The sequence below is a fragment of the Lysobacter yananisis genome (assembly GCF_031199375.1).
GTDB lineage: Bacteria > Pseudomonadota > Gammaproteobacteria > Xanthomonadales > Xanthomonadaceae > Lysobacter > Lysobacter yananisis.
Genome location: NZ_CP133568.1, coordinates 4,402,174 through 4,427,173, shown reverse-complemented (window position 1 = coordinate 4,427,173; position 25,000 = coordinate 4,402,174). Strand labels below are relative to the sequence as shown.

16 protein-coding genes are annotated in these 25,000 nt (G+C 71.2%); 11 read left to right on the top strand and 5 right to left on the bottom strand.

The features are described from left to right. Positions 1–182: 182 nt before the first annotated feature. The 8 genes from RDV84_RS18610 (at position 183) to RDV84_RS18575 (ending at position 15,054) form a co-directional block, all read left to right on the top strand. Entirely contained in the window at positions 183–575 is a 393-nt protein-coding gene (locus tag RDV84_RS18610) for a BlaI/MecI/CopY family transcriptional regulator (RefSeq protein WP_057947792.1), read from the top strand. Beyond that, positions 575–2,113, top strand: coding sequence for a M56 family metallopeptidase (locus RDV84_RS18605; protein WP_309151172.1), 1,539 nt, complete (start codon positions 575–577; stop codon positions 2,111–2,113). Before RDV84_RS18610 ends, RDV84_RS18605 begins: the two co-directional genes overlap by 1 nt. A 192-nt stretch (positions 2,114–2,305) precedes the next feature. Further along, entirely contained in the window at positions 2,306–3,895 is a 1,590-nt protein-coding gene (locus tag RDV84_RS18600) for a serine hydrolase domain-containing protein (RefSeq protein WP_309151171.1), read from the top strand. A gap of 115 nt (positions 3,896–4,010) precedes the next feature. Further along, positions 4,011–5,024 carry a LacI family DNA-binding transcriptional regulator gene (locus RDV84_RS18595; RefSeq protein ID WP_057947795.1) on the top strand — a complete coding sequence of 338 codons (1,014 nt, stop codon included), beginning with the start codon at positions 4,011–4,013 and terminating at the stop codon, positions 5,022–5,024. Positions 5,025–5,859: 835 nt separating this feature from the next. Next, a complete protein-coding gene (pgmB, locus tag RDV84_RS18590) occupies positions 5,860–8,850 on the top strand; it encodes a beta-phosphoglucomutase (protein ID WP_309151170.1) in 2,991 nt (996 codons plus the stop codon). A 74-nt stretch (positions 8,851–8,924) separates the two neighbouring features. Next, a complete protein-coding gene (locus RDV84_RS18585) occupies positions 8,925–11,336 on the top strand; it encodes a TonB-dependent receptor (RefSeq protein ID WP_309151169.1) in 2,412 nt (803 codons plus the stop codon). Positions 11,337–11,578: 242 nt separating this feature from the next. Then, positions 11,579–12,841, top strand: coding sequence for an MFS transporter (locus RDV84_RS18580; RefSeq protein WP_309151168.1), 1,263 nt, complete (start codon positions 11,579–11,581; stop codon positions 12,839–12,841). A 149-nt stretch (positions 12,842–12,990) separates the two neighbouring features. Continuing rightward, positions 12,991–15,054: a TerD family protein gene (locus tag RDV84_RS18575; protein WP_309151167.1), complete on the top strand. Its 2,064-nt coding sequence runs from the start codon at positions 12,991–12,993 to the stop codon at positions 15,052–15,054. Positions 15,055–15,175: 121 nt separating this feature from the next. Here the strand turns inward: RDV84_RS18575 and RDV84_RS18570 are convergent, their stop codons facing one another. The 4 genes from RDV84_RS18570 to RDV84_RS18555 form a co-directional block, all read right to left on the bottom strand. After that, a complete protein-coding gene (locus RDV84_RS18570) occupies positions 15,176–16,228 on the bottom strand; it encodes an SDR family oxidoreductase (RefSeq protein ID WP_309151166.1) in 1,053 nt (350 codons plus the stop codon). Positions 16,229–16,385: 157 nt separating this feature from the next. Next, positions 16,386–16,958: a hypothetical protein gene (locus RDV84_RS18565; protein WP_138885052.1), complete on the bottom strand. Its 573-nt coding sequence runs from the start codon at positions 16,956–16,958 to the stop codon at positions 16,386–16,388. A 32-nt stretch (positions 16,959–16,990) separates the two neighbouring features. Next, positions 16,991–18,508 carry a T6SS phospholipase effector Tle1-like catalytic domain-containing protein gene (locus RDV84_RS18560; protein WP_309151165.1) on the bottom strand — a complete coding sequence of 506 codons (1,518 nt, stop codon included), beginning with the start codon at positions 18,506–18,508 and terminating at the stop codon, positions 16,991–16,993. Between the two features lie 139 nt (positions 18,509–18,647). Beyond that, complete coding sequence (locus RDV84_RS18555; protein WP_057947801.1) at positions 18,648–19,178, bottom strand: hypothetical protein; 531 nt, start codon at positions 19,176–19,178, stop codon at positions 18,648–18,650. Between the two features lie 653 nt (positions 19,179–19,831). Here RDV84_RS18555 and RDV84_RS18550 point away from each other — a divergent pair. Continuing rightward, entirely contained in the window at positions 19,832–20,620 is a 789-nt protein-coding gene (locus tag RDV84_RS18550) for a TetR/AcrR family transcriptional regulator (protein WP_309151164.1), read from the top strand. A gap of 200 nt (positions 20,621–20,820) precedes the next feature. Here the strand turns inward: RDV84_RS18550 and RDV84_RS18545 are convergent, their stop codons facing one another. After that, positions 20,821–21,915, bottom strand: a complete 1,095-nt coding sequence (locus tag RDV84_RS18545; RefSeq protein WP_309151163.1) for an ABC transporter ATP-binding protein — start codon at positions 21,913–21,915, stop codon at positions 20,821–20,823. Positions 21,916–22,500: 585 nt separating this feature from the next. On the opposite strand from RDV84_RS18545, the gene zwf reads away from it, so the two are divergent. Then, positions 22,501–23,940, top strand: coding sequence for a glucose-6-phosphate dehydrogenase (zwf, locus tag RDV84_RS18540; RefSeq protein ID WP_309151162.1), 1,440 nt, complete (start codon positions 22,501–22,503; stop codon positions 23,938–23,940). Beyond that, positions 23,937–24,926: a glucokinase gene (glk, locus tag RDV84_RS18535; RefSeq protein ID WP_309151161.1), complete on the top strand. Its 990-nt coding sequence runs from the start codon at positions 23,937–23,939 to the stop codon at positions 24,924–24,926. Before zwf ends, glk begins: the two co-directional genes overlap by 4 nt. Positions 24,927–25,000: the final 74 nt, after the last annotated feature.

Sequence of the window (25,000 nt, the reverse complement as noted above, 5' to 3'; positions counted from 1 at the left end):
GCCCGCGGCGGCGGTCGCGGCACGGCTACTAATTCGATAGTTGACAGTCCCGGAAGCGGCGTGCTCCGATGTCTCTACTAACGAACCCGTTGTAGTTCGAACTTGTTGTTTCGAACCCGTCGCAGTCCGGGCAAGCCGTGGTCCGGGCACGCCCGCCGCCGTCCTTTCACCGGTAGATCGCCATGGCCCGTCCCTCCTCTCCCACCCCGACCCCCTCCGAACAGGCGATCCTGGAAGTGCTGTGGGACCGCGGCGAAGCCTCGGTGCGCGAGGTCGCCGACGCGCTCTCGCAGCACAAGCCGGTCGCCTACACGACCGTGCTGACCACGTTCAACGTGCTGGCCAAGAAGGGCTTCGTGACCCATCGCCAGGAAGGCCGCGCCTTCGTCTACCGCGCCGCGATCAGCCGCGAGCAGGCGCGCCGGCAGGCCCTGGACCAGTTGCTGCTGCGCTTCTTCGAGGGCTCGCCGAACCTGCTGGCGCAGCACCTGCTCGACCAGGACGAGGTCGGACGCGACGAGCTCAAGGCCTTGCGGGCCAAGGTCGAGGCGGCCAAGCAGCGGGGGAACGGCTGATGGAGACCCTGTCCGAATCGCTGATCCGCGCCGTGCCGACGCTGATCGGCCTGCACTTGCTGCAAGCGGCGGTGTTGCTGGCCATGGCTATCGCGTTCGCGCGGCTGCGCGCGCTCGATGCGGAACTGCGCTCGTGGCTGCTGCTGGCGCTGTTCGCGCTGGCGGCCCTGGCGCCGCTGGCGAGCCTGCTGCCGGGCGCGCCCTCGCCGGTGTTCGGCGCGCCCGCGCACAGCCTCTCGCCGCATCCCGAGGAAGGTCCGGCGCCGGACGAGGCGATCTACAACGCCGGCCAGCGCGCGGACATGCTGTACCTGGAGATCCCGCGTTCGCTGCCCGGCGCGCTGGCGCTGGCCTGGGCGCTGGGCGCGTTGTGGCAGCTGATGCGCTTGGTCGAAGGCGCGCGCCACGCGCCCCGCCTGCGCCGCGGCGCGCGGCCGGCGCCGGCGCTGGAAGCGCTGCTGGCGCGCGAGCTGCCGCCGCGCACGCGCATCGCCACCACCGCGGTCGACGGCCCGATGGTGGTCGGCCTGCTGCGCCCCACCGTGCTGCTGCCACGGCCGTTGAGCGAGCGCCTCGAGGCCGACGCGCTGCGCGACATCCTGCGCCACGAATTCGCCCACATCCGCCGCGGCGACCTGTGGTCGGCGGCGGCGGTACAGCTGGCGCGCGCGGCCTTCTGGTGGAACCCGTTCCTCGGCGCGCTGCAATCGCGCCTGGACCTGGCCCGCGAGATGGCCTGCGACGCGCGCGCCGCCGCGGGCGGCTCGGGCGTGTACTTCGCCGGCTCGCTGATCGACAGCGCCGAGGTCCTGCTGGAACTCGGCGAACGGCCCGAACCGCTGGCGGTGGCGATGCTGCAACGGCGCAGCCACCTGGCCCAGCGCATCGACGGCCTGCTCGCCGCCTTCCCCGCCGGCGCGCCCGGTCGCCGCCGCCTCGCCGCCGGCGGATGCGCGGCGGCGCTGGCCGCGTTCGCCGGCCTGTGCATCGCCGGCGCCCCGCGCCTGGCGCTGCCCGCGCCCACCGCCGAACCCCGCGCCGACGTGGTCGCCCTGCTCGCCGCCGCGCGCCGCGGCGACAGCGCCGAGGCGCGGCGGCTGGTGCGCGCCGGCGCCGACATCGACGCGCGGGTGATCGGCGACGGCACCGCGCTGATCGAAGCGGTGCGCGCGCGCAACCTCGCCACCGTCGACGCGCTGCTGGCGCTCGGCGCCGACCCGGACCGGGCCGCGCTCGGCGAAGGCAATCCTCTGATCGTGGCGGCCGAGCTCGGCGCCCAGCCGATCGTCGCGCGGCTGGTCCTGGCCGGCGCCGACGTCAACCGGGTGGTGACCTACGACGAGACCCCGCTGATCAACGCCGCCCGCGAAGGCCATCTGGAGACCGTGCGGTACCTGGTCGCGCACGGCGCCGACGTCAACCTCGGCGTGGTCGCCGACGGCTGGCTGGGACGCTGGCGCTCGCCGCTGAACCAGGCCGCCGACCCGCGCGTGCGCGCCTACCTGATCGAACACGGAGCCGTCGCCGGCCGGCCCTGAGCGCCGCCCGCCGCGGCCCCGCCTTCCACCGCTGCGCCATTGCGAGCGCGGGCCGTCTCGGCCCGCCGCGGGGGCCGCTTGCGCCTGCGTTTCGACGGTTGTCCCCGCCCGTTTCGATTTTCCCTCGCCCGTCACCAGCAATCGCCCCTCGCCCGCCGCCGCGCCGCCCTACCAGCCCACAAGGACGATCCGATGAAATCCAGCCTGCTCGCCTGCACCTTCGCGTTCTGCCTGTTCGCCGGCCCCGCCGCGGCGCGCACGCCCGCACCGCCGCCGTCCGCGCCCACGGCCGCGCCGGCAACGCGCGATCTCGCCGACCTCGCCGCGGCGATCGAACGCGGCCTGCGCCCCAGCGTGGTCGCTGCCGGCGAGGCCGTTCCGCGCTGGACGCTGCAGCAGCGCATGGCCCATCACAAGGTCCCCGGCGTCGCCATCGCCCTGGTCCAGGACGGCCAGCCGGTCTACGCGGTCGGCTACGGCGTGCGCGCGGCCGGCAGCGCCGAGGCGATCGACGCCGACACGCTGTTCTCGGTCGGCTCGGTCAGCAAGATGATCACCGCGGCGACCACGCTGCGCCTGGTCGCGCAAGGCCGGCTCGACCTGGACCGCGACGTCGGCGGTTACCTGAAGTCGTGGCGCATCCCGCCCGCGCCGGCCATCGCCGACCCGCGCGTGACCCTGCGCATGCTGCTGTCGCATACCTCCGGCCTCAACGTGCACGGCTTCGAGGACTACCAGCCCGGCGAAGCCCTGCCGACGCTGCTGCAGACCCTCGACGGGAAGCCGCCGGCCAAGAATCCGCCGATCCGGCTGCAGTACCCGCCGGGCACGCGCATGGATTACTCCGGCGGCGGGATCATGGTCGAGCAGCAGATCGTCGAGGACGTCGCCGGCCAGCCGCTGGAAGCGGTGGCGCGCGCGCAGGTGTTCGAGCCGGCGGGCATGCGCCGCAGCAGCTTCGACAACCCATTGCCGGCCAGCCGCGGCAACATCGCCCACGCCCACGACCGCAACGGCGCGCGCACCGCCTTGCCGCGCGGCTGGGAGAGCTTTCCCGAACAGGGCGCCTCGGGCCTGTGGACCAGCGCGCGCGATCTCGGCGGCTTCGTCGCCGCGCTGCTGCGCAGCCGCCGCGGCGACGGCCTGCTGCCGCCCGCGCTGTTCGCCGAGATGACCACCGCGGTATCGCCCGGCAGGCGCGGGCTGGGCCCGGAACTGGCCGGCGCCGGCGTCGCCCGGCGCTTCTTCCACAACGGCAGCAACGACAGCTACCACGCCGGCATCGAGGGGTATCCGCAGACCGGCTTCGGCTTCGTCATCCTCACCAACGGCGCCAACGGCAGCGCGCTGCGCGGCGAAATCCGCAACGCGATCTCCGACGCGCTCGGCGACGGGGTCAAGCCGCCGATCCGCACCGTCGCCGCGGACGCCGCCGCACCGGGCTGGGCCGACTACGCCGGCACCTACCGGCTCGACCCGGCGGTGCCGATGGATGTGCGCGGCGCGCTCGCCGACTGGTTCGACTACGACGCGCTGACCATCGAAACGGCCGCCGACGCGCTGTTGCTGCGCCTGCCGGATGAGGCCGATGCCAAGCTGCGGGCGCTGGGACCGACCCGCTTCCTCGGCGCCGGCGCGGCCAACAGCGCGGAGCTGGAGTTCCACCGCGATGCGCATGGCGCGGTCCGGGCGCTCAGCGTGATCGCCGGCGATGCGCATGCCTATTACCGCCGCCAACCCGCGCAGCCGGCGCGCGCGGACGGGCGTGCCGCCACGCCGTAACCGCGCGCCGGACGGCGGCGCGCGCGCGGTCCGCGCACAGGCCTCGCGCGCGCCGTGGTAAATAGGGGCGGCCCGCCTTCCACGCGATTCCGCCAGGACCGCCGCCTACCCGCCCATGAGCCGACCGCGCGCTGCCAACCCGACCCGCAAGGCCGGCGAACACCTGACCATGGCCGACCTGGCCGAGCTGGCCGGGGTCTCGGCGATCACCGTCTCGCGCGCATTGCGCGACAGCCCGCTGGTCAATCCCGAGACCCGCCAGCGGATCAAGGAACTGGCCGAGCGCCAGGGCTACCAGTTCAACATCAGCGCGCGCAACCTGCGCCTGCGCCGCAGCATGACCGTGGCGGTGGTGGTGGAAATGAAACCCACGGTCGAGCGGCAGATGTCCGGGCCGTATCCGCTGGACCTGCTCGGCGGCATCAGCCAGGAGCTGACTTCGGCCGGTTACAGCGTGCTGCTGACCTCGCTGCAGGGCGGCGCCCTGCCCAGCGTGCAGGCCGCCGACGGGGTGATCCTGCTCGGCCAGGGCGCGCACGAGGACGCGATGCACGAAGTGCGCCGCTGGGGCCGTCCGATGGTGGTGTGGGGCGCGGTCAGCCGGCACGAATCGCAGGTGGTGGTCGGCAGCGACAACCAGCGCGGCGGCAAGCTCGCCGCCGAGCGCTTCCTGGCGCTGGGCCGGCGCCGGCCGGTGTTCCTCGGCGACGACGCCCACGGCGAATTCGCCGAACGCCTGCTCGGCTTCCGCGAGGCCCTGCGCGGCCACGGCATCGAACCGCTGACCCCGACCGTGGCCAACTTCACCGTTAGCGCCGGCGCCCAGGCCGTGCACGCCCTGCTCGACCAACACCCGCAATTCGACGCCCTGTTCGCCGCCAGCGACCTGCTCGCGATCGGCGCGATCCGCGCCCTGATCGAACGCGGCCGGCGAGTGCCCGAGGACGTCTCGGTGATCGGCTACGACGACACCCCGCTGGGCGCCACCTATCTGCCGCCGCTGACCTCGATCCACCAGAATTTCGTCGACGCCGGCGTGTTGCTGGCGCGCAAGGTGCTGGCCTTGATCGAAGGCGAGCCGGCGGCGTCGGAGATCCTGCCGACGCATCTGGTCGCGCGGGTGACCTGAGCCCGACGGCGCGGCTGCTCGCGTCGGACGCGGGCCTGGCCGTTGCGTCGGCACTGAGGGTTCCGCCGTAATTGCACTGGCGCGGTCGCGGCTCGCGCCGCTCCTACAAAAGCCGCGGGCTTGCCCTGTAGGAGCGGCGCAAGCCGCGACCACGGAGCGACCGGTCGCGTCGAAACCAGGCCTGCCGATTGCGTCGGCACTGAAGGTTCCACCGTAGACGCATTGGCGTGGTCGCGGCTCGCGCCGCTCCCACAAAAGCCGCGGGCTTGCCCTGTAGGAGCGGCGCAAGCCGCGACCGCGGACCGGCCGGTCGCGTCGAAAGCAGGCTTGCCGTTGCGACGGCACTGAAGGTTCCACCGTAGACGCATTGGCGTGGTCGCGGCTCGCGCCGCTCCTACAAAAAGCGCCGGGCTTGCCCTGCAGGAGGGGCGCGAGCCGCGACCGCGGACCGGCCGGTCGCGTCGAAAGCAGGCCTGCCCGTTGCGACGGCACTGAGGGTTCCGCCGTAGATGCACTGGCGCGGTCGCGGCTCGCGCCGCTCCTACAGCGCGCTTCGCGGCCGCGCAGTTCTTGCTGCGTTGCAGCGACGCACGGCCTAGGGGAAAGGCCGGTTCGCGCATCGCCGCAATCGGCCAAGTCACTGATTCAGCAAGCTTGGTCCGCGCGTCCAGGGCTTAGATGCTGGCCCGGGACAGGCCGCGTCCAGGCCGATTGTTATCGGTAACTTGACATCGATAACAATCAATCACTACGGTCCGCTTCCATCGAAGCCGCAGCGTCCTGCGGCCCCGCTTGCAGGCCTTGACGCGTGACCGTTCAGATCCCCGCTTCCGCTGTGCTTCCCTCTTCCGCCGAGCCGGACCCCTGGCGCCTGCGCCGGACCGGCCTGGATCCGGCGCGCGCGCGCCGCGACGAAACCCTGTTCGCGTTGGCGAACGGTTCGCTCGGCGTACGTGGCGGGTTGGAAGAGGCCGATGGCGGCAGCGACGGCAGCTTTCTGGCCGCGGTCTACGAACAGCACCCGATCCACTACCACGAACGCTTCACCGGTTTCCCGCGCCACACCGATACCCGCCTGCCGGTCGCCGACGGCCAGCGCATCGCGGTGTCGCTCGACGGCGAGCGGCTGCGGCCGGCGCCGCAGGACGCGTTCGAACGCGAACTGGACCTGGGCCAGGGCCGCTCGTCGCGCCGCAGCGTGTTGCGCAACGCCGCCGGCGCGGCGGTGGAGATCCACGCCGAACGCGTGCTGCCGTTCGACAGCGGCGTGGCCGGCGTCGACTTGCTGGCGATCCGCTACCGCGTGGTGTCGCTCGATTACAGCGGCGCGCTGAGCCTGGCCTCGGCGATCGAATGCGGCCATGAAGCCGCCGCGCAAGGCGACGATCCGCGCATCGGCGTGGCCTCGGCCGAAGGCCTGCGGCTGCTGGCGCGACAGGCCGACGAGCGCGGCGCGCACGTGGTCCAGGCCACCCGCCGCAGCGGCGTGCGCGTGGTCGCCCGCCAGGCGCATCGCGCCGACGGCCTGCGATTCGACGGCGCCGACGTCGGCGAGGAACGCGTGGCCCAGCGCTACGGCGCGCAGTTGCGGCCGGGCGAGTCGGTAACGCTGGAAAAATTCGTCGCCTACGCCAGCGACCGCGACCCGCACGCCACCGACCTGCCCGCCGGCGCCGCGCTGGCGCTGCAACAGGCGCAGGCCGAGGGCTTCGACGCCATCGCCGCGCGCCAGGCGCAAGCGCTGGCGCGGTTCTGGGACGGCGCCGACCTGGCCATCGCCGGCGACGCCGGCTCCGAGCAGGCGCTGCGCTTCAACCTGTTCCACCTGCTGCAATCGGCCGGCCGCAACGGCATCGACGGCACCGCCGCCAAGGGCCTCACCGGCGAGGGCTACGAAGGCCATTATTTCTGGGACACCGAGGCCTTCATGCTGCCGGTGATGGCCTACACCGCGCCGGAGGTCGCGCGCGCGATGCTGCACGCGCGCTTTCTCGCGCTGGAACCGGCGCGCCGGCATGCGCGCGAGATGAACCATGCGCACGGCGCGCTGTTCCCCTGGCGCACCATCGCCGGCGGCGAGTGCTCGGCGCACTACCCGTCCGGCTCGGCGGCGTACCACATCAATGCCGCGGTGGCCTACGGCATCGGCCTGTACCTCGACGCCAGCGGCGATCTCGACTTCCTCGCCGACTTCGGCGCCGAAATGCTGTTCGAGACCGCGCGCATCTGGCCGCAGGTCGGACACTTCAATCCGCGCCGCGGCGGCGCGTTCTGCATCCACGACGTGACCGGCCCGGACGAATACACCGCGCTGGTCGACAACAACTTCTATACCAACCGCATGGCGCAGCGGCATCTGCAGCGCGCGGTCGCGGCCTGGGAACAGCTCGGACGCGAGCGTCCGCAGCGCCAGCGCGAACTCGCGCAGCGGCTGCAGTTGGACGCGCACGAAGTCGCCACCTGGCGCCGCGCCGCCGAATCGATGTTCCTGCATTACGACGACGCGCTGGGCATCTATGCCCAGGACGACACCTTCCTCGACAAGCCGCGCTGGCCGTTCCCGCCGCGCGAAGGCGAGCACCGGCCGCTGCTGCTGGATTACCACCCGCTCACGCTCTATCGCTACCAGGTCTGCAAGCAGGCCGACGTGGTGATGGGCCTGGTGCTGGCCGGCGACGGCATCCCGGTCGAGGTCAAGCGCCGCAGCTACGACTACTACGCGGCAGTGACCACCCACGACTCGACCCTGTCGGCGTCGGTGTTCGGCATCCTCGCCAGCGAAGTCGGGCATGCGCCGCAGGCCGAGGCGTTCTTCCACGACAACCTGCGCGTGGACCTCGACGATCTGCACGGCAATACCGACCACGGCGTGCACATGGCGGCGCTGGCGGGGACGTGGCTCGGATTGGCCTCGGGCTTCGCCGGCCTGCGCGCCATCGACGGCACGCTGCACTTCGCCCCGACCCTGCCGCAACGCTGGGACGGCTACGCCTTCGGCCTGCGCTGGCAGGGCCGGCGCCTGCGCGTGCAGGTGCGCCGCGACGGCGTCGAATACGCGCTGCTCGACGGCGCGCCGTTGACCATCGTCCATGCCGGCCGACGCATCGAACTGAGCGCGGACGCGCCGCAACGGCAAGCGCTGGCCGTGGCCGACGTCGATGCGCGCGAACGCTTCCCGCGACCGGCCCAGGCGCTGATCTTCGACCTCGACGGCGTGCTGACCGACACCGCACAGACCCACTACCGCGCCTGGAAGCGCATGGCCGACGAGGAAGGCCTGCCGTTCGACCAACAGGTCAACGAGCAGCTCAAGGGCGTGGACCGGATGAGTTCGCTGGAGATCATCCTGCGCCACGCCGGCCGCACGCTCAGCGCCGAACAGAAGCAGGCGCTGGCCGAACGCAAGAACGGCTATTACGTCGAAGCCATCGCCGAGGTCACCCCGAAGGACCTGTTCCCGGGCGTGGCGCGCGTGCTGGAACAGGCGCGCGCGCGCGGGCTCAAGCTCGGCCTGGCCTCGGCCAGCCGCAACGCCGCCGCCCTGCTCGACCGGCTCGGCATCGCCGGGCGCTTCGACTACATCGCCGACGCCGCGCGCATCAGTCGCGCCAAGCCCGCGCCGGACATCTTCCTCGACGTCGCCGCCGCGCTCGGCGTGGCGCCGGCGCGGTGCATCGGCATCGAGGACGCCGCCGCCGGCGTGGCCGCGATCAAGTCCGCCGGCATGGCCGCGATCGGCATCGGCGACGCGACGACGCTCGCGCAGGCCGACGCCTGCCTCGCCGACATCGCGGCGTTCGACGTAGACGCTTTCGTTTCGCCCTGACCGCGACGGCACGCATCGCCGCGGCGGGGTCACTCAAAACCAACAATCCATATCGAATGGGTGGGGAGAACGACATGCAACACCGTGCCAACCAGCAGACCCGGCTGATGCGCTACGCGCTGTCGGCCGCGATCGCCGCGATCCTCGCGCCGGGCCATGCGCTGGCCCAGGACGCGCAGCCCGCGCCGACCGCCGCACCGGCCGCCGACGCCTCGGCCACCACGCTCGACGCGGTCGTGGTCAGCGGTACCGCGCGCTTCAAGGGCGTGCGCAAGCGCGACGCCAGCTTCTCGATCACCACCGCCTCGCTCGAGCAGATCCAGGAAGCGGTGCCGCTGAGCACCGCCGACGCGCTCAAGGTCGTGCCCGGCGTGTGGGCCGAATCGGCCGGCGGCAGCACCGGCGCCAACATCTTCGTGCGCGGCATGCCGTCGGAAGGCGACGCGCCGTTCGTGACCGTGCAGATGGACGGCGCGCCGCTGTTTCCGCCGCCGACCCTGTCGTTCCTGGAGAACTCCACGCTGTTCCGCATGGACGACACCATCGAGCGCATGGAAGTGCTGCGCGGCGGCCCCAGCCCGATCTTCTCCAACGGCCAGCCCGGCGCGACGGTCAACTTCATCCAGAAGAAAGGCGGCGAAGAGCCGGCCGGCAGCATGCGCCTGGGTCTGGGCAGCGACGGCTTCCGCCGCGTGGACCTGTTCAACAGCGGCAAGCTCGCCGACGGTTGGTACTACAGCGTCGGCGGTTTCTATCGCACAACCGACGGCGTGCGCGACACCCAGTTCCCCGCGGACAAGGGCGGCCAGCTCAGCGCGACCCTGACCCACAGTTGGGAAACCGGCGAGATCACCGTCTACGCCCGCCACACCGACGACAAGAACGCGTTCTTCACTCCGATCCCGCTGCTGTCGCGCGACAACGGCTCCAGCCTGTCGAGCTTCCCGGGCCTGGACGCGCAGACCGGCACCCTGCTCGGCAACGACTTCCGCCACGTCACCATCCCGACCGGCCGCGGCACCAGCATCAGCCGCGACCTCGCCGACGGCCGCGGCATCAACCTCGACGTGTTCGGCGCCTCGATGGACTTCTACGTCGGCGACTGGACCATCAGCGACCGCATCAACTTCGTCACCGGCTCGGCGCCGACCAACGGCCTGTTCACCGGCGCCAGCCCGCAGACGCTGTCGTCGTTCATCGCCGGCTACGGCAGCGCCGGCACCGCGACCTACGTCAACGGCGGCGGCGCGGTCGATCCGAACCAGCAGGTGCTGACCGCCGGCTTCTGGGTGGTGGACAAGGAAATCGAGTCGTTCACCAACGACCTGCGTTTCAGCAAGGACCTGTTCGAAAGCAACACGCTGACCGCCGGCGTCTACTTCGCCAAGTACTCGTCCAAAGACACCTGGTACCTGGGCAACAACATGCTGTTGACCGCGCAGAACAACGCACGGCGCATCGACCTGACCCTGGCCGACGGCCGCCAGGTCACCCGCGACGGCTTCACCGGCACCTCGTTCTTCTCCCTGCGCGGCGACTACGACGGCCAGAACACCGCGGTGTTCGTCGCCGACGAATGGCAGGTCAACGATCGGCTGCGCCTGGACGGCGGCATCCGCTACGAGTGGCAGCAGGTCGACGGCACCGTGCACGACACCGCCACGGTCGACCTGGACGGCAATCCGAACACGCTCTACGACAACGCCACCTCGATCTCGCTGCCGAGTTCGCGCCGCATCGACCAGGACGACAAGCATTTCTCCTGGACCCTCGGCGCGAACTACAAGCTCACCGACAACGCCAGCGTGTTCGCGCGCGCCAACTCGGGCTACAAGCTGCCGGCGTTCGACAACCTGCGCGACGGCAACACCAAGGTGCAGGAGATCGACCAGTACGAACTGGGCTTCAAGTCCGGCGCGCAGAGCTACGACCTGTACCTGACCGCGTTCTACAACAAGTTCACCAACTCGCCGTTCCAGGCCTTCCTCGAGGACGGCACCAACTTCACCACCGTCGGCGATTCGCGCGCCTACGGCGTGGAAGTCGAAGGCGCGTGGCGTCCGGTCGGCGGCCTGGAACTGGCGCTGACCGGCGTGTGGCTGGACGCGCAGTACGAGAACTACCGCGAGTTCACCGGCAACCAGGTGATGCGCCAGCCCAAGCAGCAGTTCCGCTTCACTCCGAGCTATTACTGGACGCTGCCGTTCGGCGACCTGAAGGTGTTCGCCACGTATTCGCGCATCGGCGACCGTTATGCCGATCTGGCCAATACCCAGAAGCTGCCCTCGTACCACACGCTGGATGTCGGCGCGAACCTGCACGTGGGCGAGCACTGGGAACTGGCGGTGACCGGCAGCAACGTCAGCAACGAACTCGGGCTGACCGAGGGCAATGTGCGCGTGCCGGGCGCGGCCACCGGCGGGGTGTTCATGGGGCGGCCGATCGCGGGGCGGTCGTATCTGTTCTCGGCGGCGTACAAGTGGTGAGGGGCTGAAGCCGTCTTCATCCGACCCTTTGGGCCACCCCCGATCGAAAGCGTATCGAGGGCAGGCTCTTCTCCCGCGGACGGGGTGAGGCGCCGCGCTTGCGGGCCACCGGCCCGCGCGGCGCCGAACGCCCGAACGCTCCGCGTTCGGGCCTGGGAACGCCGTCGGAGCGGGACGAGTCTCGCTCTGGCGGCTCCCATGCCGCACGATCCATCCGCAGCCCCCGTCCTCCCGGAGCCCGCATGACCGCCGCCCCCGCCCACCGCCGCCGCATGATCGCGGCCATGATCCTGACCTACATGATGTTCGGGGTCCTGCTCAACAGCGTCGGCACGGTGATCCTGCAATCGATCCAGGGCTTCGGCATCGACAAGGCCCAGGCCAGCATCCTTGAAGCGTTCAAGGACCTGCCGATCGCGGCGGTGTCGTTCCTCACCGCTTCGCTGTTGCCGCGGCTGGGCTATCGCCGCGCGATGATGATCGGGCTCGGCCTGGTCCTGCTCGCCTGCGCGCTGATGCCGCTGCTGGCTTCGTTCTGGATGACCAAGGCGCTGTTCATCGCCACCGGCGTGGCGTTCGCCCTGGTCAAGGTCTCGGTGTATTCCTCCATCGGCCTGCTCACCGAAGGCAAGCAGGCCCACGCCAGCCTCACCAGCATCATCGAAGGCTGGTTCATGGTCGGCGTGCTCGCCGGCTACTGGATCTTCGCCTGGTTCATCGATCCGCGGTCGCCGGGCGACCCGGTCTGGCTCGACGTCTACTGGCTGCTGGCCGGCATCGCCGCGGTCATCCTCGCCCTGCTTGCCGGCGCGCGGCTCGACGAGAGCGCCGCGCGCGACGGCCACGCCGCGGCCGAGTCCTTCCTCGACATGTTCCGCCTGATCGCCCTGCCCCTGGTCGCCGCATTCCTGGCCTCGGCGTTCCTGTACGTGCTGATCGAACAGAGCGTGGGCACGTGGCTGCCGACCTTCAACCGCGAAATCCTGCACCTGCCGGCGAAGATGAGCGTGCAGGCGGCGAGCATCTTCGCCGTCTCGCTGGCGCTGGGCCGGCTCGCCGCCGGCCTGGCGCTGCGGCGCGTGCCCTGGCACTGGCTGCTGATCGGCTGCGTGCTGGCGATGGCCGCGCTGGTGTTGCTGGCGCTGCCGCTGGCGCGCGGCGCCCAGCCGCAAGCCGACATGAGCTGGACGAGCGCGCCGCCGGCCGCGTTCGTGTTCCCGCTGATCGGCTTGTTCATGGCGCCGATCTATCCGGCGATCAACTCGGTCGTGCTCAGTTCGCTGCCCAAGTCGCGGCACGCGGCGATGACCGGCTTGATCGTGGTGTTCTCCGCGCTCGGCGGCACCACCGGCTCGTTCGTCACCGGCCAGCTGTTCGCGCATATCGGCGGCAGCGGCGCGTTCTATCTGTCGTTGTTGCCGATGGCGCTGTTGGTGTTGGCGATCGCGGCGCTCCGGCGCCAATCCGCGCGCGCCGAAGCGGCCGTACCCGCCGCTGCCGCCTGACCGGCGGACTTGGCAGCGCAACGGCCCATGGCTATGCTCGCAGCGTGGCTATGGGCGTCCTTCCTTCTCTCTGAAACTAGGGTGCCCGCTTCCCACACGGCCCGCTTCGGCGGGCCTTTTCGTTGCGGTATTTCGAAGGAGCGCACGCGATGAACGGAATCTTCCTGCGCAGGAAAGGCAAGTTCCTGCTCAAGCCCGGCGATGGCGGCGCAAGCGCCATGCAGCTGGCGATGGTGCAGCAGGAATTGGAACAGCTCGGCTTCGCGCTCACGTCCGAGGCGTTGGAGCGCCTGGGCAGCCAGTCGCCGGAACAACTGGCGCGCTGCCTGCGCGAACTGCGTGCGACGCTGGCCAGGATGACCGGAGCACACCGCACGCTGCGTCCGCTGTTTCCCGACTTTCCGGCCGGCGTGCTGCGGGTGGAGGAAGCGCAGCTGTACCAGCGCGCGATGTTCCACTACGTCACCCGACTGCAATTGCACGAGATCGAGCCCGAACCTTCGCCGCCGCTGCGCGGCGGCCGTGCGCTGCGCCTGATCGGACTGGGCAGCGCCGAGGAGTTCGAAGCCATCTGCACCCGCTTGGCCGCCTCGCCGACCTCGCTGTCGCAACAGGACAAGGACGATCTGGCCTGGTTCATCGACCAGTACCGCGAGCAGGTGCTGCGGATGCTGCCCGAGCGCATCGCCTTCAAGGAAAATTTCGCCTTCATCGCCGCCGCGCTGCTGCGCCGCGCGCCGGGTCCCCGCAGCGAGGCGTTCGTACGCGAACGCCTGACCACCGCCACCGACGCGCTGCGCGTGGCGGTGGCCTGGAGCGCAGGCGACGTATCGCTGGCCGAGCCGACCCGTTTCGGACGCTTTCCCCGCGCGATGCGGCGCCTGTTGCTGCATGCGCTGGAAGCTTGCGGCGATCCCAGCGAAGACATGCTGCGCTGGAAGGAACGCTGGAAGCGCCTGGGCGAGCGCCTGCACCCGGGCGACTACCGCGAGCGTCTGCCAGCGACTTGGAACGCGTTCCAGACCTTGCGCGAGGACCGCCCGCTCGAAACCTTCAACGGCGCGATCGAACGCGAGTTGCGCCAGGGGCGCACCGATGCCGCCGCGCAGCGCCTGAGCGCGCGGCCCGGCGAGTTGGCGCGGCGCCTGGACCACCTGTTGCGCAGCGGCGCCGACCGCGACGCGGTGCTCGAGCGCTTCCGCGCCGCCGCCGCGCGGGTGTCGACGCCGGTGCTGCTGCAATTGCACAGCCACCTGCGCCACCGCGGCCGCGCACCGCTGCGGGTGTTCTTTCCCAAGGGCGACGCCGCGCGCGCCTGGGGCGCGCCAGACCGTCGCGCCGCGCTCCCCGACGGAGCCGCCGAAGCCGCCGCGGCGATATGCCGCGACGCCCTGATCGCGCGCTTCGCCGAGCGCGCACCGCTGGGCCCGTGCTGGATCGACCCCGCGCTGCGCGACCTGCGCGCGCCGCTGGCCCAACGCTCGGCTTCGCGCTCGCTGCGCACGCTGACCCGCGGCAGCCGCGTGGCCCTGCCGCAGACGCGCTTCATCCGCCTGTTCCTGTGGTGGAAGAACGGCCGCGGCCGTACCGACATCGACCTGTCGGCGGCGTTCTTCGACCGCGACTTCGGTTTCCTCGACACGGTGTCCTACTACAACCTGCGCGGCTACGGCGGCCACCACAGCGGCGACATCGTCGATGCGCCGCAGGGCGCGGCCGAGTTCATCGACCTGGATCTGCCGCGGCTGCGCGAATCCGGCGTCGGCTTCGTCGCGGTCAGCATCCACAGTTTCACCGAACAACCCTATTGCGACCTGCCCGAATGCTTCGCCGGCTGGATGGCGCGCAGCGACATCGCCTCGGGCGAGCCGTTCGAGGCGCGGACCGTGCACGACCGCGTCGACTTGGCGTCGAAGCAGAACAGCTGTATGCCGTTCGTGCTCGATCTGGAGCGCAACCAGGCGGTGTGGTGCGACCTCGGCATCGGCGGACGGCCGCGCTGGAACAACGCGGCCAATCAGCTGTCGGGCGTTTCGCTGATCCTGCGCGCGATGGAACACGACGCCGCACCGGACCTGTACACGCTGTTCGAACTGCATGCGCAGGCGCGCGGCAGCCTGGTCGCCGAACGCGCGCAGGCACAGACGGTGTTCGCCGAGGACGGCGACGTCAGCCCGTTCGATGTCGACCGGATTCGCGCCGAGTTCCTGTGACGCCCGGCGGCCCGGCTTTGGTGGGAGGGGCTTCAGCCCCGATGCTCTCTTTTCAGGTTTCGGCGATCTGAGAAAAAGCATCGGGGCTGAAGCCCCTCCCACCAAAGCCGTCCCCCACGGATCAGCCGCGCACCACGCCCAGTTCGATCAGGCTGCGCGCGGTCGCCACCAACGCCTCTTCGGCGCTGCGCGGGTTCCAGCCGAGCACGCGTTTGGCCTTGGCGTTGCTGGCGTTCTTGCGATTGCCCAGGTCCGGCACGATCTGCCGCACCGCCGGGTCGGCCAGCGCGGCCAGGCGCACCAGCCAGTTCGGCAGTTCGCGCGTGGGCGCCTTGCGCGCGGCCGCGCCGAGGTTGCGCCGCAGCAGCGCGGCCATCTCGCTCACGCTGAGGAAATCGCCGGCGGTGGCGAGGAAGCGTTCGCCGCGCGCGGCCGGGTCGGTCATCGCGCGCAGGTGCAGGTCGGCGACGTCGCGCACGTCGACCACGCCGAAATGCAGTTTCGGCGCGCCCGGCAGGGCGCCGTCGAGCAGCCGCTTCACCAGCAGGATCGAGGTCGCGTAGTCGTCGCTGAGCACCGGGCCGAAGATGCCGACCGGATTGACCACGGCCAGCTCCAATCCGCCGCCCTCGCCGGCGACGAATTCCCAGGCGGCGCGCTCGGCCAGGGTCTTGGACTTGACGTAGGGCGCCAGCGGCGCGGCGGTGTCGCTCCACACGCTTTCGTCGAACGGCGCCGGGCGCGGCGGATGGCCGTAGCCGACCGCGGCGAAGGACGAGGTCAGCACCACCCGGCGCAGGCCGGCGTCGCGCGCGGCGCGCAGGACCCGCAACGTGCCCTCGCGCGCCGGCGCGATCAGTTCGTTCTCGTCGCGCGGAATCTCGGCCGGGAACGGCGAGGCCACGTGCAGGGCGTAGTCGCAACCGACCGCCGCGGCGGACCAGCCGTCGTCGCGGCGCAGGTCGGCGGCGTGCAGGCTGAGCCGGTCGCCGGCGTCGACGCCCGCGCGCGCCAGCGCCGCGCGCAGCTGCGGTTCGCGCGCGGGATCGCGCACGCTGGCGCGCACGCGATGGCCGGCGGCGAGAGCCTGGGCGATGCAGCGGCTGCCGAGGAAGCCGGAGCCGCCGGTGATCAGGATCGTCGCGGGGGCGATGGATGAGGCGCTGGCGTTCATCGCCGCAGCCTAGCGCAGGCCGGCGGCGGCAGCGAGGGCTGCGGCGGCGCCTGTAGGAGCGACGCGATCGCGACCGCGACAACGCAACTACGCCGTGACTGTCGTCGTAGCTGCGTTGTCGCGGTCGCGACTCGCGTCGCTCCTGCAGGGGGGCGATCTATTTCTTCGGTTCTTCCAGCAGCACGTACTCGCCCTTGGGGCCGACCCGCTTGCCGCCGGCGCGCGCGCACAGGGCGCCGTCGCAACGGGTCAGCGCGCCGTTGCGGGTGGCCTCGACGATGTCGCGGGCGAAGTCGGCGCGCTGGATCTCACGCATCGACTTGTGGATGTAGAACCAGCTGCCGCCGACCGCCAGGATAGAGCCGACCAGCAACGCCAGCACCGCCTTGTACAACAGGATCTGCTGCGAACGCTCCAGCGCCATGCGCTGGTCTTCCAGCGCCTTGGCCGCGCGCTGGGTCAGCTCGACGCTCTCGCGCAGCTGCGCGCCGGCGCTGCCGAAGGCCTGCTCGACGCCGCGGCCGATGGCTTCGTGGGCCTGGTTCTGGACCACGCCGATCAACTGCTGGGCCAGCTCCTGGGCGCCGGCGCCCATGCCGATCGCGGCGCGATGCAGTTCGTCGGCGCTGCGGTCCACGTGCTGGACCGCGCGCTCGCTTTGTTCCTGCAGGTGCTGGGCGAACACCGCGAGGTCCGCGGCCAGTCGTTTCAGGTCTTGCGCGTCCTGCACGGGAGTCTCCGCGTAATAGCCCTGCCCGCTCATCACAGGCCCGGTGCGCGCGGCGGCTGCGCCGGAGCGTCGGGCTGCGGCGGCGGCAGCCGCTGCGCGTCCGCCGGATCGGGTTGCTGCCGCGCCTGCGCCTGCTGCGGCTGCGCTTGCTGCGGCTGTTGCGCCTGCTGCGCCTGCTCGGCGTTGAGCTGCTGGTAGCGCTCGCGCCCGGCCTGCAGCCAATTCTGGGTTTCCGGCGCCTGGGCGTGATCGCGGGTGGCGTCGCGGAACGCGGCGGCATCGCCATTGCGCGCGGCGTCGATCATGCGGGCGAAGTTGCGCTCGAAATCGTTGCCCTGCGCGGTGCCGCCCTGGCCCAGCGCGGCCGGTCCCTGCGCCCCGAGCCCGCCCTGGACGATGCCGGGTTCCTGGCCGCCCGGGGCCGGTCCGATCGGCACCGGCCGGCGCGCGAAGCGCGCGCTCATGTCCTCGTCGATGGCTTCCTTGCGGTTCGGATCGGCGACGCTGTGGTCCTTGACCTGCTGCTTGCTCGCGACCGTCTCGATCCGGTCGCGCTCGCCGTCGCGGAAGCCGAAGGTGGTGTAGAAGACCTGGTGCTGGTCGGAGCGGTGCACCACGTTGAGCTTGGGATCGTTCGGCTCGGCGCGCTTTTGCAGGTAGGGCTGGTCGCTGAGGCTGTTGAGGTAGTCCACCATCAGGTTGCCGCTGCGGATCGACAGGCCGTTGAGCTCGTAGCTGCCGCCGATGTTGCTGTGCGCGCCGCCGACGGTGACGTTGAGGAAGCGCTGGTCCTCGGTGTGCCCCTCGCGCAGGATGCTGGTCGACTTGAACTGGTCGCGGCGCTCGTCCTGGGCGGTGACCTGGAAGCCGGACATCACCGACGGCGGCAGGCGCCGGTCGTGCTTGCGCGGCTCGCCGGTGCCGACCGGATCGAACAAGCCGACCGCCTGCGCGACCTGTCCCGGCGGCTCCAGCGGCGCGTTGCGGTAGGTCGGAGGCGCGGTGATGTTGCCGTCCTTGTCCTTGACGTAGACCGCGCCGGCCGGGTCCTGGATGCCGCGCTCGTGGACCAGGCGCGAGAACGCGGCCTCCTGCTCGGCGCCGCGGCTGTAGCCGATGCCGGCCAGGCTGATCTTCGCCTGCGGGTCTTCGGCCTTCCATTCCTTGGCCTGTTCGATGAACTGCGCGTACATCTTTTCCAGGCGCGGATCGAAGCTGCGGCCGGTGGCGCCGTCGACGGTGCGCTCGTACCAGCCGCTCTGGGTGCCCGGGCCTTCCACGTAGCCGACGCCGATGTTGGCGTGCAGCCCGTTCTGCAGCTGCTTGGCGACGTCGGCCACGTTGGTGTGGTTCTTCGGGTCGGTGCCGTACATGCTGTTGCCGGTGCCGTCGAAGCAGGCCACGAACATGCGCGAATGCGGATCGGCCGAATCCAGCAGCACCGGCGCCTGCAGCTGCGACAGCGCCTGGCTGGCCTGGACGTAGCTGTCCATCTGCTGCGGGTTGGCCGGATCGGTCCTCACTCCATCGGGATTCTTGCCACCGCCCATCGCGAACTCTCCTTGATCCTGCATGCGGTGCCGCGCGGCGCCCGGCGGGCGGCCTGTCGCGGCGTGATCGCGGCGCCGGTGCGCGCCGCGTACGACTGATCGGCTGCTGCCCGCGCCGGCCGGCGGCGCGCGGCGGCGGTCAGTAGGTCTGCGAGAACACCCGCACCAGGTCGGCGCGGAAGTTGCTGTTGGGATTGGCCGGATCGCGCGGCCGCTTCAACGCGATCATGCTGCGCATGTAGACGTTGATGGTGCGGTCGTTCACTTCCAGGATGATTTCCGGGTCGTTGAGGCTCACGCCCTCGGCCATGTCCTCGCGCGCGACCTCATGCCGCACCAGCCCGTCGGCGAAGATCGCGGCGATGTCGATGCTGGCGCGGTGCTCGCTCTTGTCCTTGGCGCGCCAGGTCACCTCGGCCGGGCCGGGGAAGTTGGCGATGTCCAGGTGCGCGGCCTTCATCCGCTGCGGGTAAGCGGCGCCGAACGAGGCCGCGGACGCGCTCTGCCGCTCGCGATCCTCCTGGCCGTGCGGGAAACCGTTGTAGACGATGCTGCAGCCCCAGGTATCGAAGCAGAAGCCGCCGAAGCGGTGGCGCTGGAAACGCAGCGGCCATTGCGCGGCGGCGGCTTGCGCGCCTGCGGACGGATCGGGTGCGGCGGTGCTGGACATGGCGGTTTGGCATCCTGTTGCGGCGAATAGGGCAAGCAGCGCGGCCACGGCGCGGGCGCGGCGCGCCGCGGCCCGCGAGGGCGGCAGCGGCGCCGGGCGACGGCCGGGCGCGGACGGTTTGTCCATCGGGGTCCCTCCAAGGTTCCGGCCACCGGCTTCGCCGGGACGATGCGGCGGCGGCGCGGGCAACTCCCCATTACCTGCCGCCCATTGCCTGCCGCCGATTGCTGGCGCGCGCGAGTGTCGCCGGAACACTCGCCCTCAGTTTGCACGCAATCGGCGACAAGACTCAACCTGTATGCGGCGATCCAGGCGCCAGCGGAGCCGATCGTGCGCGCATGCAGCATGCATCGCCGAACCAGACGCAGCGCACGCCGGCGCGGCCGCGGCCGGCGGCAGGCGTCGCCGGCCGTGGCCCGCCGCGCTCGCGCCGCGCGCGTTTTCGCCCAGCCGGGCAAAGCCGCGGCGCGTGCCCGCGCTCACAACCGTAACGTGATCGCGCTTGAACTCATGCGATATTGCGACGCAGCGTGATTCGCTGTCGCGCGTATGCCAGAAAGCGCCGTGACAATCGTCGCGATCGTTTGACCGACCCGCGCGGCGGCCCCCGCCGAAGCGCGACCGCCCTCGGAGAGTCCGGCGCAAGCCTTTGAATGAGCAAGCAAATCCTCAACGCGGGCCACACCAAGGCGCGCCTGCTCGAAGCCGCCGAGGCGCTGTTCGTCGAACACGGCTTCGAAGCCATGTCGCTGCGCCAGATCACCACCCTGGCCGGCACCAACCTGGCTGCGGTCAACTACCACTTCGGCGGCAAGGAAGGGCTGATGCAGGCGCTGCTGCACTCGCGCCTGGACCGGCTCAACCAGGAACGCCTGCGCCTGCTGGCCGCGTGCGAGCGGCGCTACGGCAGCGACGGCATGGACGCCTCGGCGGTGCTGAGCGCGCTGTTCGTGCCGGCGCTGCGCATGAGCCGCGCCAGCGAGGACGGCAGCGGCTTCGTGCGCCTGCTCGGGCGGGTCTACAGCGATCCCTCGCCGTTCGTGCGCAACTACCTGCGCGAACACTACCAGCCGATCTTCGGCCGGTTCTTCGAAGCGTTCGCGCGGGCCCTGCCGCAGGTCTCGCGCAACGAATTGGGCATGCGCCTGCACCTGTGCCTGAAGGCGCTGTCGGGGTTGCTGGCCGGGGAGAACCTGGACGAGCTGATCGCGTCCTTGTGCATGGGCGAGAAAGTCAGCGACGCGCTGATGCTGGCGCGCCTGATCAGCCTGATCTCGCCGACCCTGACCGCGCCGTTCGGCGACCGCGAGCAGATCGCCCAGGTCGAGCGCGTGGTGCTGCTGGCCGACGACGCCGCGGCCGCGGCCGACGCGCAGGCGCTGGGCGCGGGCAAGCCGCCGGGAGTGTTGCCGCCGTGGGCGGTGGAGACGATGGAGATGTGAGCGACGGGCTCGGGAACCGTCGCGGGTTGCCGCGGCGGAAGATCGAAGAGCGAACGTCAAAATGGGTTCCGGCTTTCGCCGGAATGACGGTGAGTGGGGGCCCGCTGAGGCCGCTCCCTCCTACCCGTCATTCCGGCGAAAGCCGGAACCCATTTCGATTTTCGCTTCCGATTCTTCGCCTTGGACGCTCACGCCGGCGCCTACAACCGCAACTCGCTCTGGCGATCGAAGAAATGCATGCGCTCGGCCGCATACGACAGGTGCACGGTGTCGCCGGCCTGCGGCAGGTGGAACGGCGGCAGCCGCACGACCAGGTCGCAGCCGCCGCAGCCGAGGTTGAGGAAGGCCTCGTTGCCGACCGGCTCGACCACTTCGACCTTGGCCGGCAGGGTGTCGGGCCCGGCGTCGGCCAGATGCAGGTCCTCCGGGCGCAGGCCGACCATCAGCTCGCGGCCGAGGTAGCCGCGCACCTTCTCCAGCAGTTCGCCCTGCGGGCGCAGGCGCAGTTGCACGCCCTCGCCGATCTGCAGGTGCAGGCCGTCGTCGCGCTCGACCACCGGCCCCCACAGGACATTCATCTTGGGGCTGCCGAGGAAGGTCGCCACGAACAGGTTGACCGGCCGGTTGTAGAGCGCCATCGGCGTGTCGATCTGCTGGATCTTGCCTTCCTTCATCACCACGATGCGATGGCCGAGGGTCATCGCCTCGACCTGGTCGTGGGTGACGTAGACCATGGTGGTGCCGAGCTGGCGGTGCAGGCGCGCGATCTCCACCCGCATGGTCATGCGCAGCTTGGCGTCGAGGTTGGACAGCGGCTCGTCGAGCAGGAACACCTGCGCCTTGCGCACCAACGCGCGGCCGAGCGCGACGCGCTGGCGCTGGCCGCCCGACAGCGCGGCCGGCTTGCGCTCCAGCAACGGCTCCAGTTCCAGCATCGCTGCCGCCTCTCCGACCTGGCGGGCGATCTCGGCCTTGCCCAGGCCGCGCAGTTTCAGGCCGAAACCGAGGTTCTCGGCCACGGTCATGTGCGGGTACAGCGCGTAGCTCTGGAACACCATGGCGATGTCGCGGTCTTTCGGCGGCACCTGGTTGACCAGGCGCTCGCCGATGCGCAATTCGCCGCCGCTGATGGTTTCCAGCCCGGCGATCATCCGCAGCAGGGTCGACTTGCCGCAGCCCGACGGACCGACCAGCACCAGCAGTTCGCCGTCGGCGATGTCGAAGCTGGCGTCGGCGACGCCGACGTAGCCGTTGGGATAGACCTTGCGCAGATGCTGCAGACTGACCTTCGCCATGAATTCTCCCGACTGAGCGACCGGGCGGTGCATTCGGCCGCGCCCTGGGCTATTCTGCCCATGTAAACGTTTTCATGCACGCCCTGCCGCGAATCGCGCCCGGGGCCCGGCCCGCCTCGGAGACCCGCCCGCGATGACCGACCGCCCCGCCGTCGCCGCGATGTCCGTACCGCGCGGCGGTGCCGTCGCGCGCTTGCGCGGGCAGCGCGACGGCGAGCGCGACGCGCGCGATCGGCGCGGCGGAGGCCACGACGAATGCGCCCGGCGCCCGTGCGGCCCCGCTGCATGCAACCGGCGCGGGCGCGGCCAGAATGGCACGCCGTCCGGGTCTTCGTCGCCGCATGCGCATCGCATCGCGCGCCCGCCACGGCTCGGCGCGCCGCCGCGGGCGCGCGCGCAATGGCAGGCCCCGCGCCCGACGCATCCGCCGACACGCTCGCCGCCGCGCCCGCCGCCGTGATTGCGCGGGCAAGGTTCGCCCGCCGCCCAGGCAGCGACTATGCTTGGACGCCGGCCGCGAACGCCACTCGCGCCGCCCTCGCGCGGCCTCCGGCCTCCCCCCTTTCTTCTTGGTCCGTCCGCTCCATGCACGACACTCTGCTGCTGTTCGGCGCCACCGGCGATCTCTCCCAGCGCTACCTGTTCCCGTCGCTGGTCCACCTGTGGCGCGACCGCCTGCTGCCGGCCACGCTGCGCATCGTCGCGGTCGGCCGCCAGGAGCACAGCGACGAAGAGTTCCGCGCCTGGCTGCGCGAACGCATGGCCGCCGAGGTCGCCGACGATCCGGGCATCGTCGAGGACCTGCTCGCGCGCATGCATTACGTGTCGGTCGACCTGCGCGACGAGGCGGCCATCGCCGCGGCGCTGTCGGCCTATGCCGACCGCCCGAGCGTGAGCTACCTGGCGACCCCGCCCGACCTGTTCGTGCCCTGCGCCAAGGGCCTCAAGGCCGCCGGCCTGCTCGAAGGCGAGTCGCGGCTGGTGCTGGAAAAACCCATCGGCCGCGACCTGGCCTCGGCGCGCGAGATCAACGCCGCGCTGCGCGCGTGCCTGGACGAGTCGCGGATCTTCCGCATCGACCATTACCTGGGCAAGGCCGCGGTGCAGAACCTGCTCGCGCTGCGCTTCGGCAACACCTTGCTGGAAGCGGTGTGGCAGCACCGCTGGATCGAGTCGGTCGACATCTTCGTCGGCGAGACCGCCGGCGTGGACGGCCGCGAAGGCTATTACGCCGGCTACGGCGCGCTGCGCGACATGGTCCAGAACCACATGCTGCAGCTGCTCGCGCTGATCGCGATGGAGCCCCCGTCGGCGCTGGACGCCGATTCGATCCGCGACGAGAAGCGCAAGGTGCTGCGCGCGCTGCGCCCGGTCACGACCGCCGACGCGGCCCAGCGCACGGTGCGCGGGCGCTACGGCGCCGGCGTGGTCGAGGGCCGCGCGGTCAAGGGCTTCGTGCACGAGTCGCCGGTGGAGACTTTCGTCGCGGTAGAGACCTTCATCGACAACTGGCGTTGGGCGGGCGTTCCGTTCCGTTTGGTCACCGGCAAGCGCCTGGCCGAGCGCGCGACCGAAGTGGTGGTGTCGTTCCGGCCGACCTCGCACTGGCTGTTCGAACGCCCGCGCCGCGGCCGCGAACGCCCCAACCGCCTGCGCATGCGCCTGCAGCCGGACGAAACCATCGAACTGGGCCTGATGGGCAGCCTGGCCGCGCCGGAATGGGGCGCGCTGGAGCTCAAGCCGATGTCGCTGGACCTGTCGATGTCGGGCTCGCCGCAGCGGCGCATCGCCTACGAGCGGCTGATCGTCGACGCGCTGCGCGGCAACCAGACCCTGTTCGTGCGCGACGACGAAGTCGAGGCGGCGTGGCAGTGGATCGACAGCATCGAGCACGCGTGGAGCGAAACCGCGCAGCCGGCGCTGGAGTATCCGGCCGGCTCCTGGGGCCCGGCCGAGGCCGAACGCTTCCTGCCGCCCGGCAACGGCGGCATCCATTCCAACCGCACCGGCGGAGGAGCGGCATGACCGGCGCGTTGTTGGCCGATATCGGCGGCACCAACGCCCGCTTCGCCCTCGCCGCTTCCGACCCGTCCGCGCCGGCGCTGCTGCCCGACAGCGTGCAGGTCTACGCGGTCGCCGACTTCCCCTCGCTGGCCGACGCCGCGCGCCATTACCTCGACAAGGTCGGCGCCACGCCGAGCCACGGCGTGTTCGCGGTGGCCGGGCGCGTGGACGGCGACGAGGCGCGGATCACCAACCATCCGTGGGTGATCTCGGCCGAACGCACGCGCATCGCACTGGGCCTGACCCGGATCGACCTGGTGAACGACTTCGCCGCGCAGGCGATGGCGGTGTCTTTGCTCGGCGTCGGCGACGTGGTGCCGATCGGCGGCGTGCGCTGGCACGGCTGGAACGACAGCGGCGACCGCACCTACGCGATCATCGGCCCGGGCACCGGCCTGGGCGTGGGCGCGCTGCTGCGCCGCGACGGCCGCTTCTATCCGCTGCAGACCGAAGGCGGCCACGTCAGCTTCGCGCCGAACAATCCCGAGGAGATCGACGTCCTCAAGCGCCTGTCCGGCGAGTTCGGGCGGGTCTCGAACGAGCGCCTGATCAGCGGCAGCGGCCTGGTCAACCTGCACCGCGCGCTGAGCCAGATCGCCGGCGAGGATCCCGGCCCGCTGCAGCCGCAGGACATCACCGCGATGGCGCGCGAAGGCGACGTGCGCTGCCTGCGCGCGATCGACGTGTTCTGCGCGGTGTTCGGCGCCGCCGCCGGCGACCTGGTGCTGACTCTCGGCGCCTGGGACGGGGTGTTCCTGCCCGGCGGCCTGGTGCCCAAGCTGATGCCGTGGCTCGCGCATTCGGGCTTCCGCCAGCGCTTCGAACACAAGGGCCGGTTCTCGCCGACCATGGCGCGCGTGCCGACCCTGGCGGTGACCCACCCGCAACCCGGCCTGCTCGGCGCCGCCGCGCTGGCCGCGCAGTGCGCGTTGAAAGCCGCCGCGTAGTTGCGGCGCAGCGTCTGCAGGAGCGGCGCAAGCCGCCGCCCCGGGCAGCCGCTCTGCCCAAAACCCGTCATTCC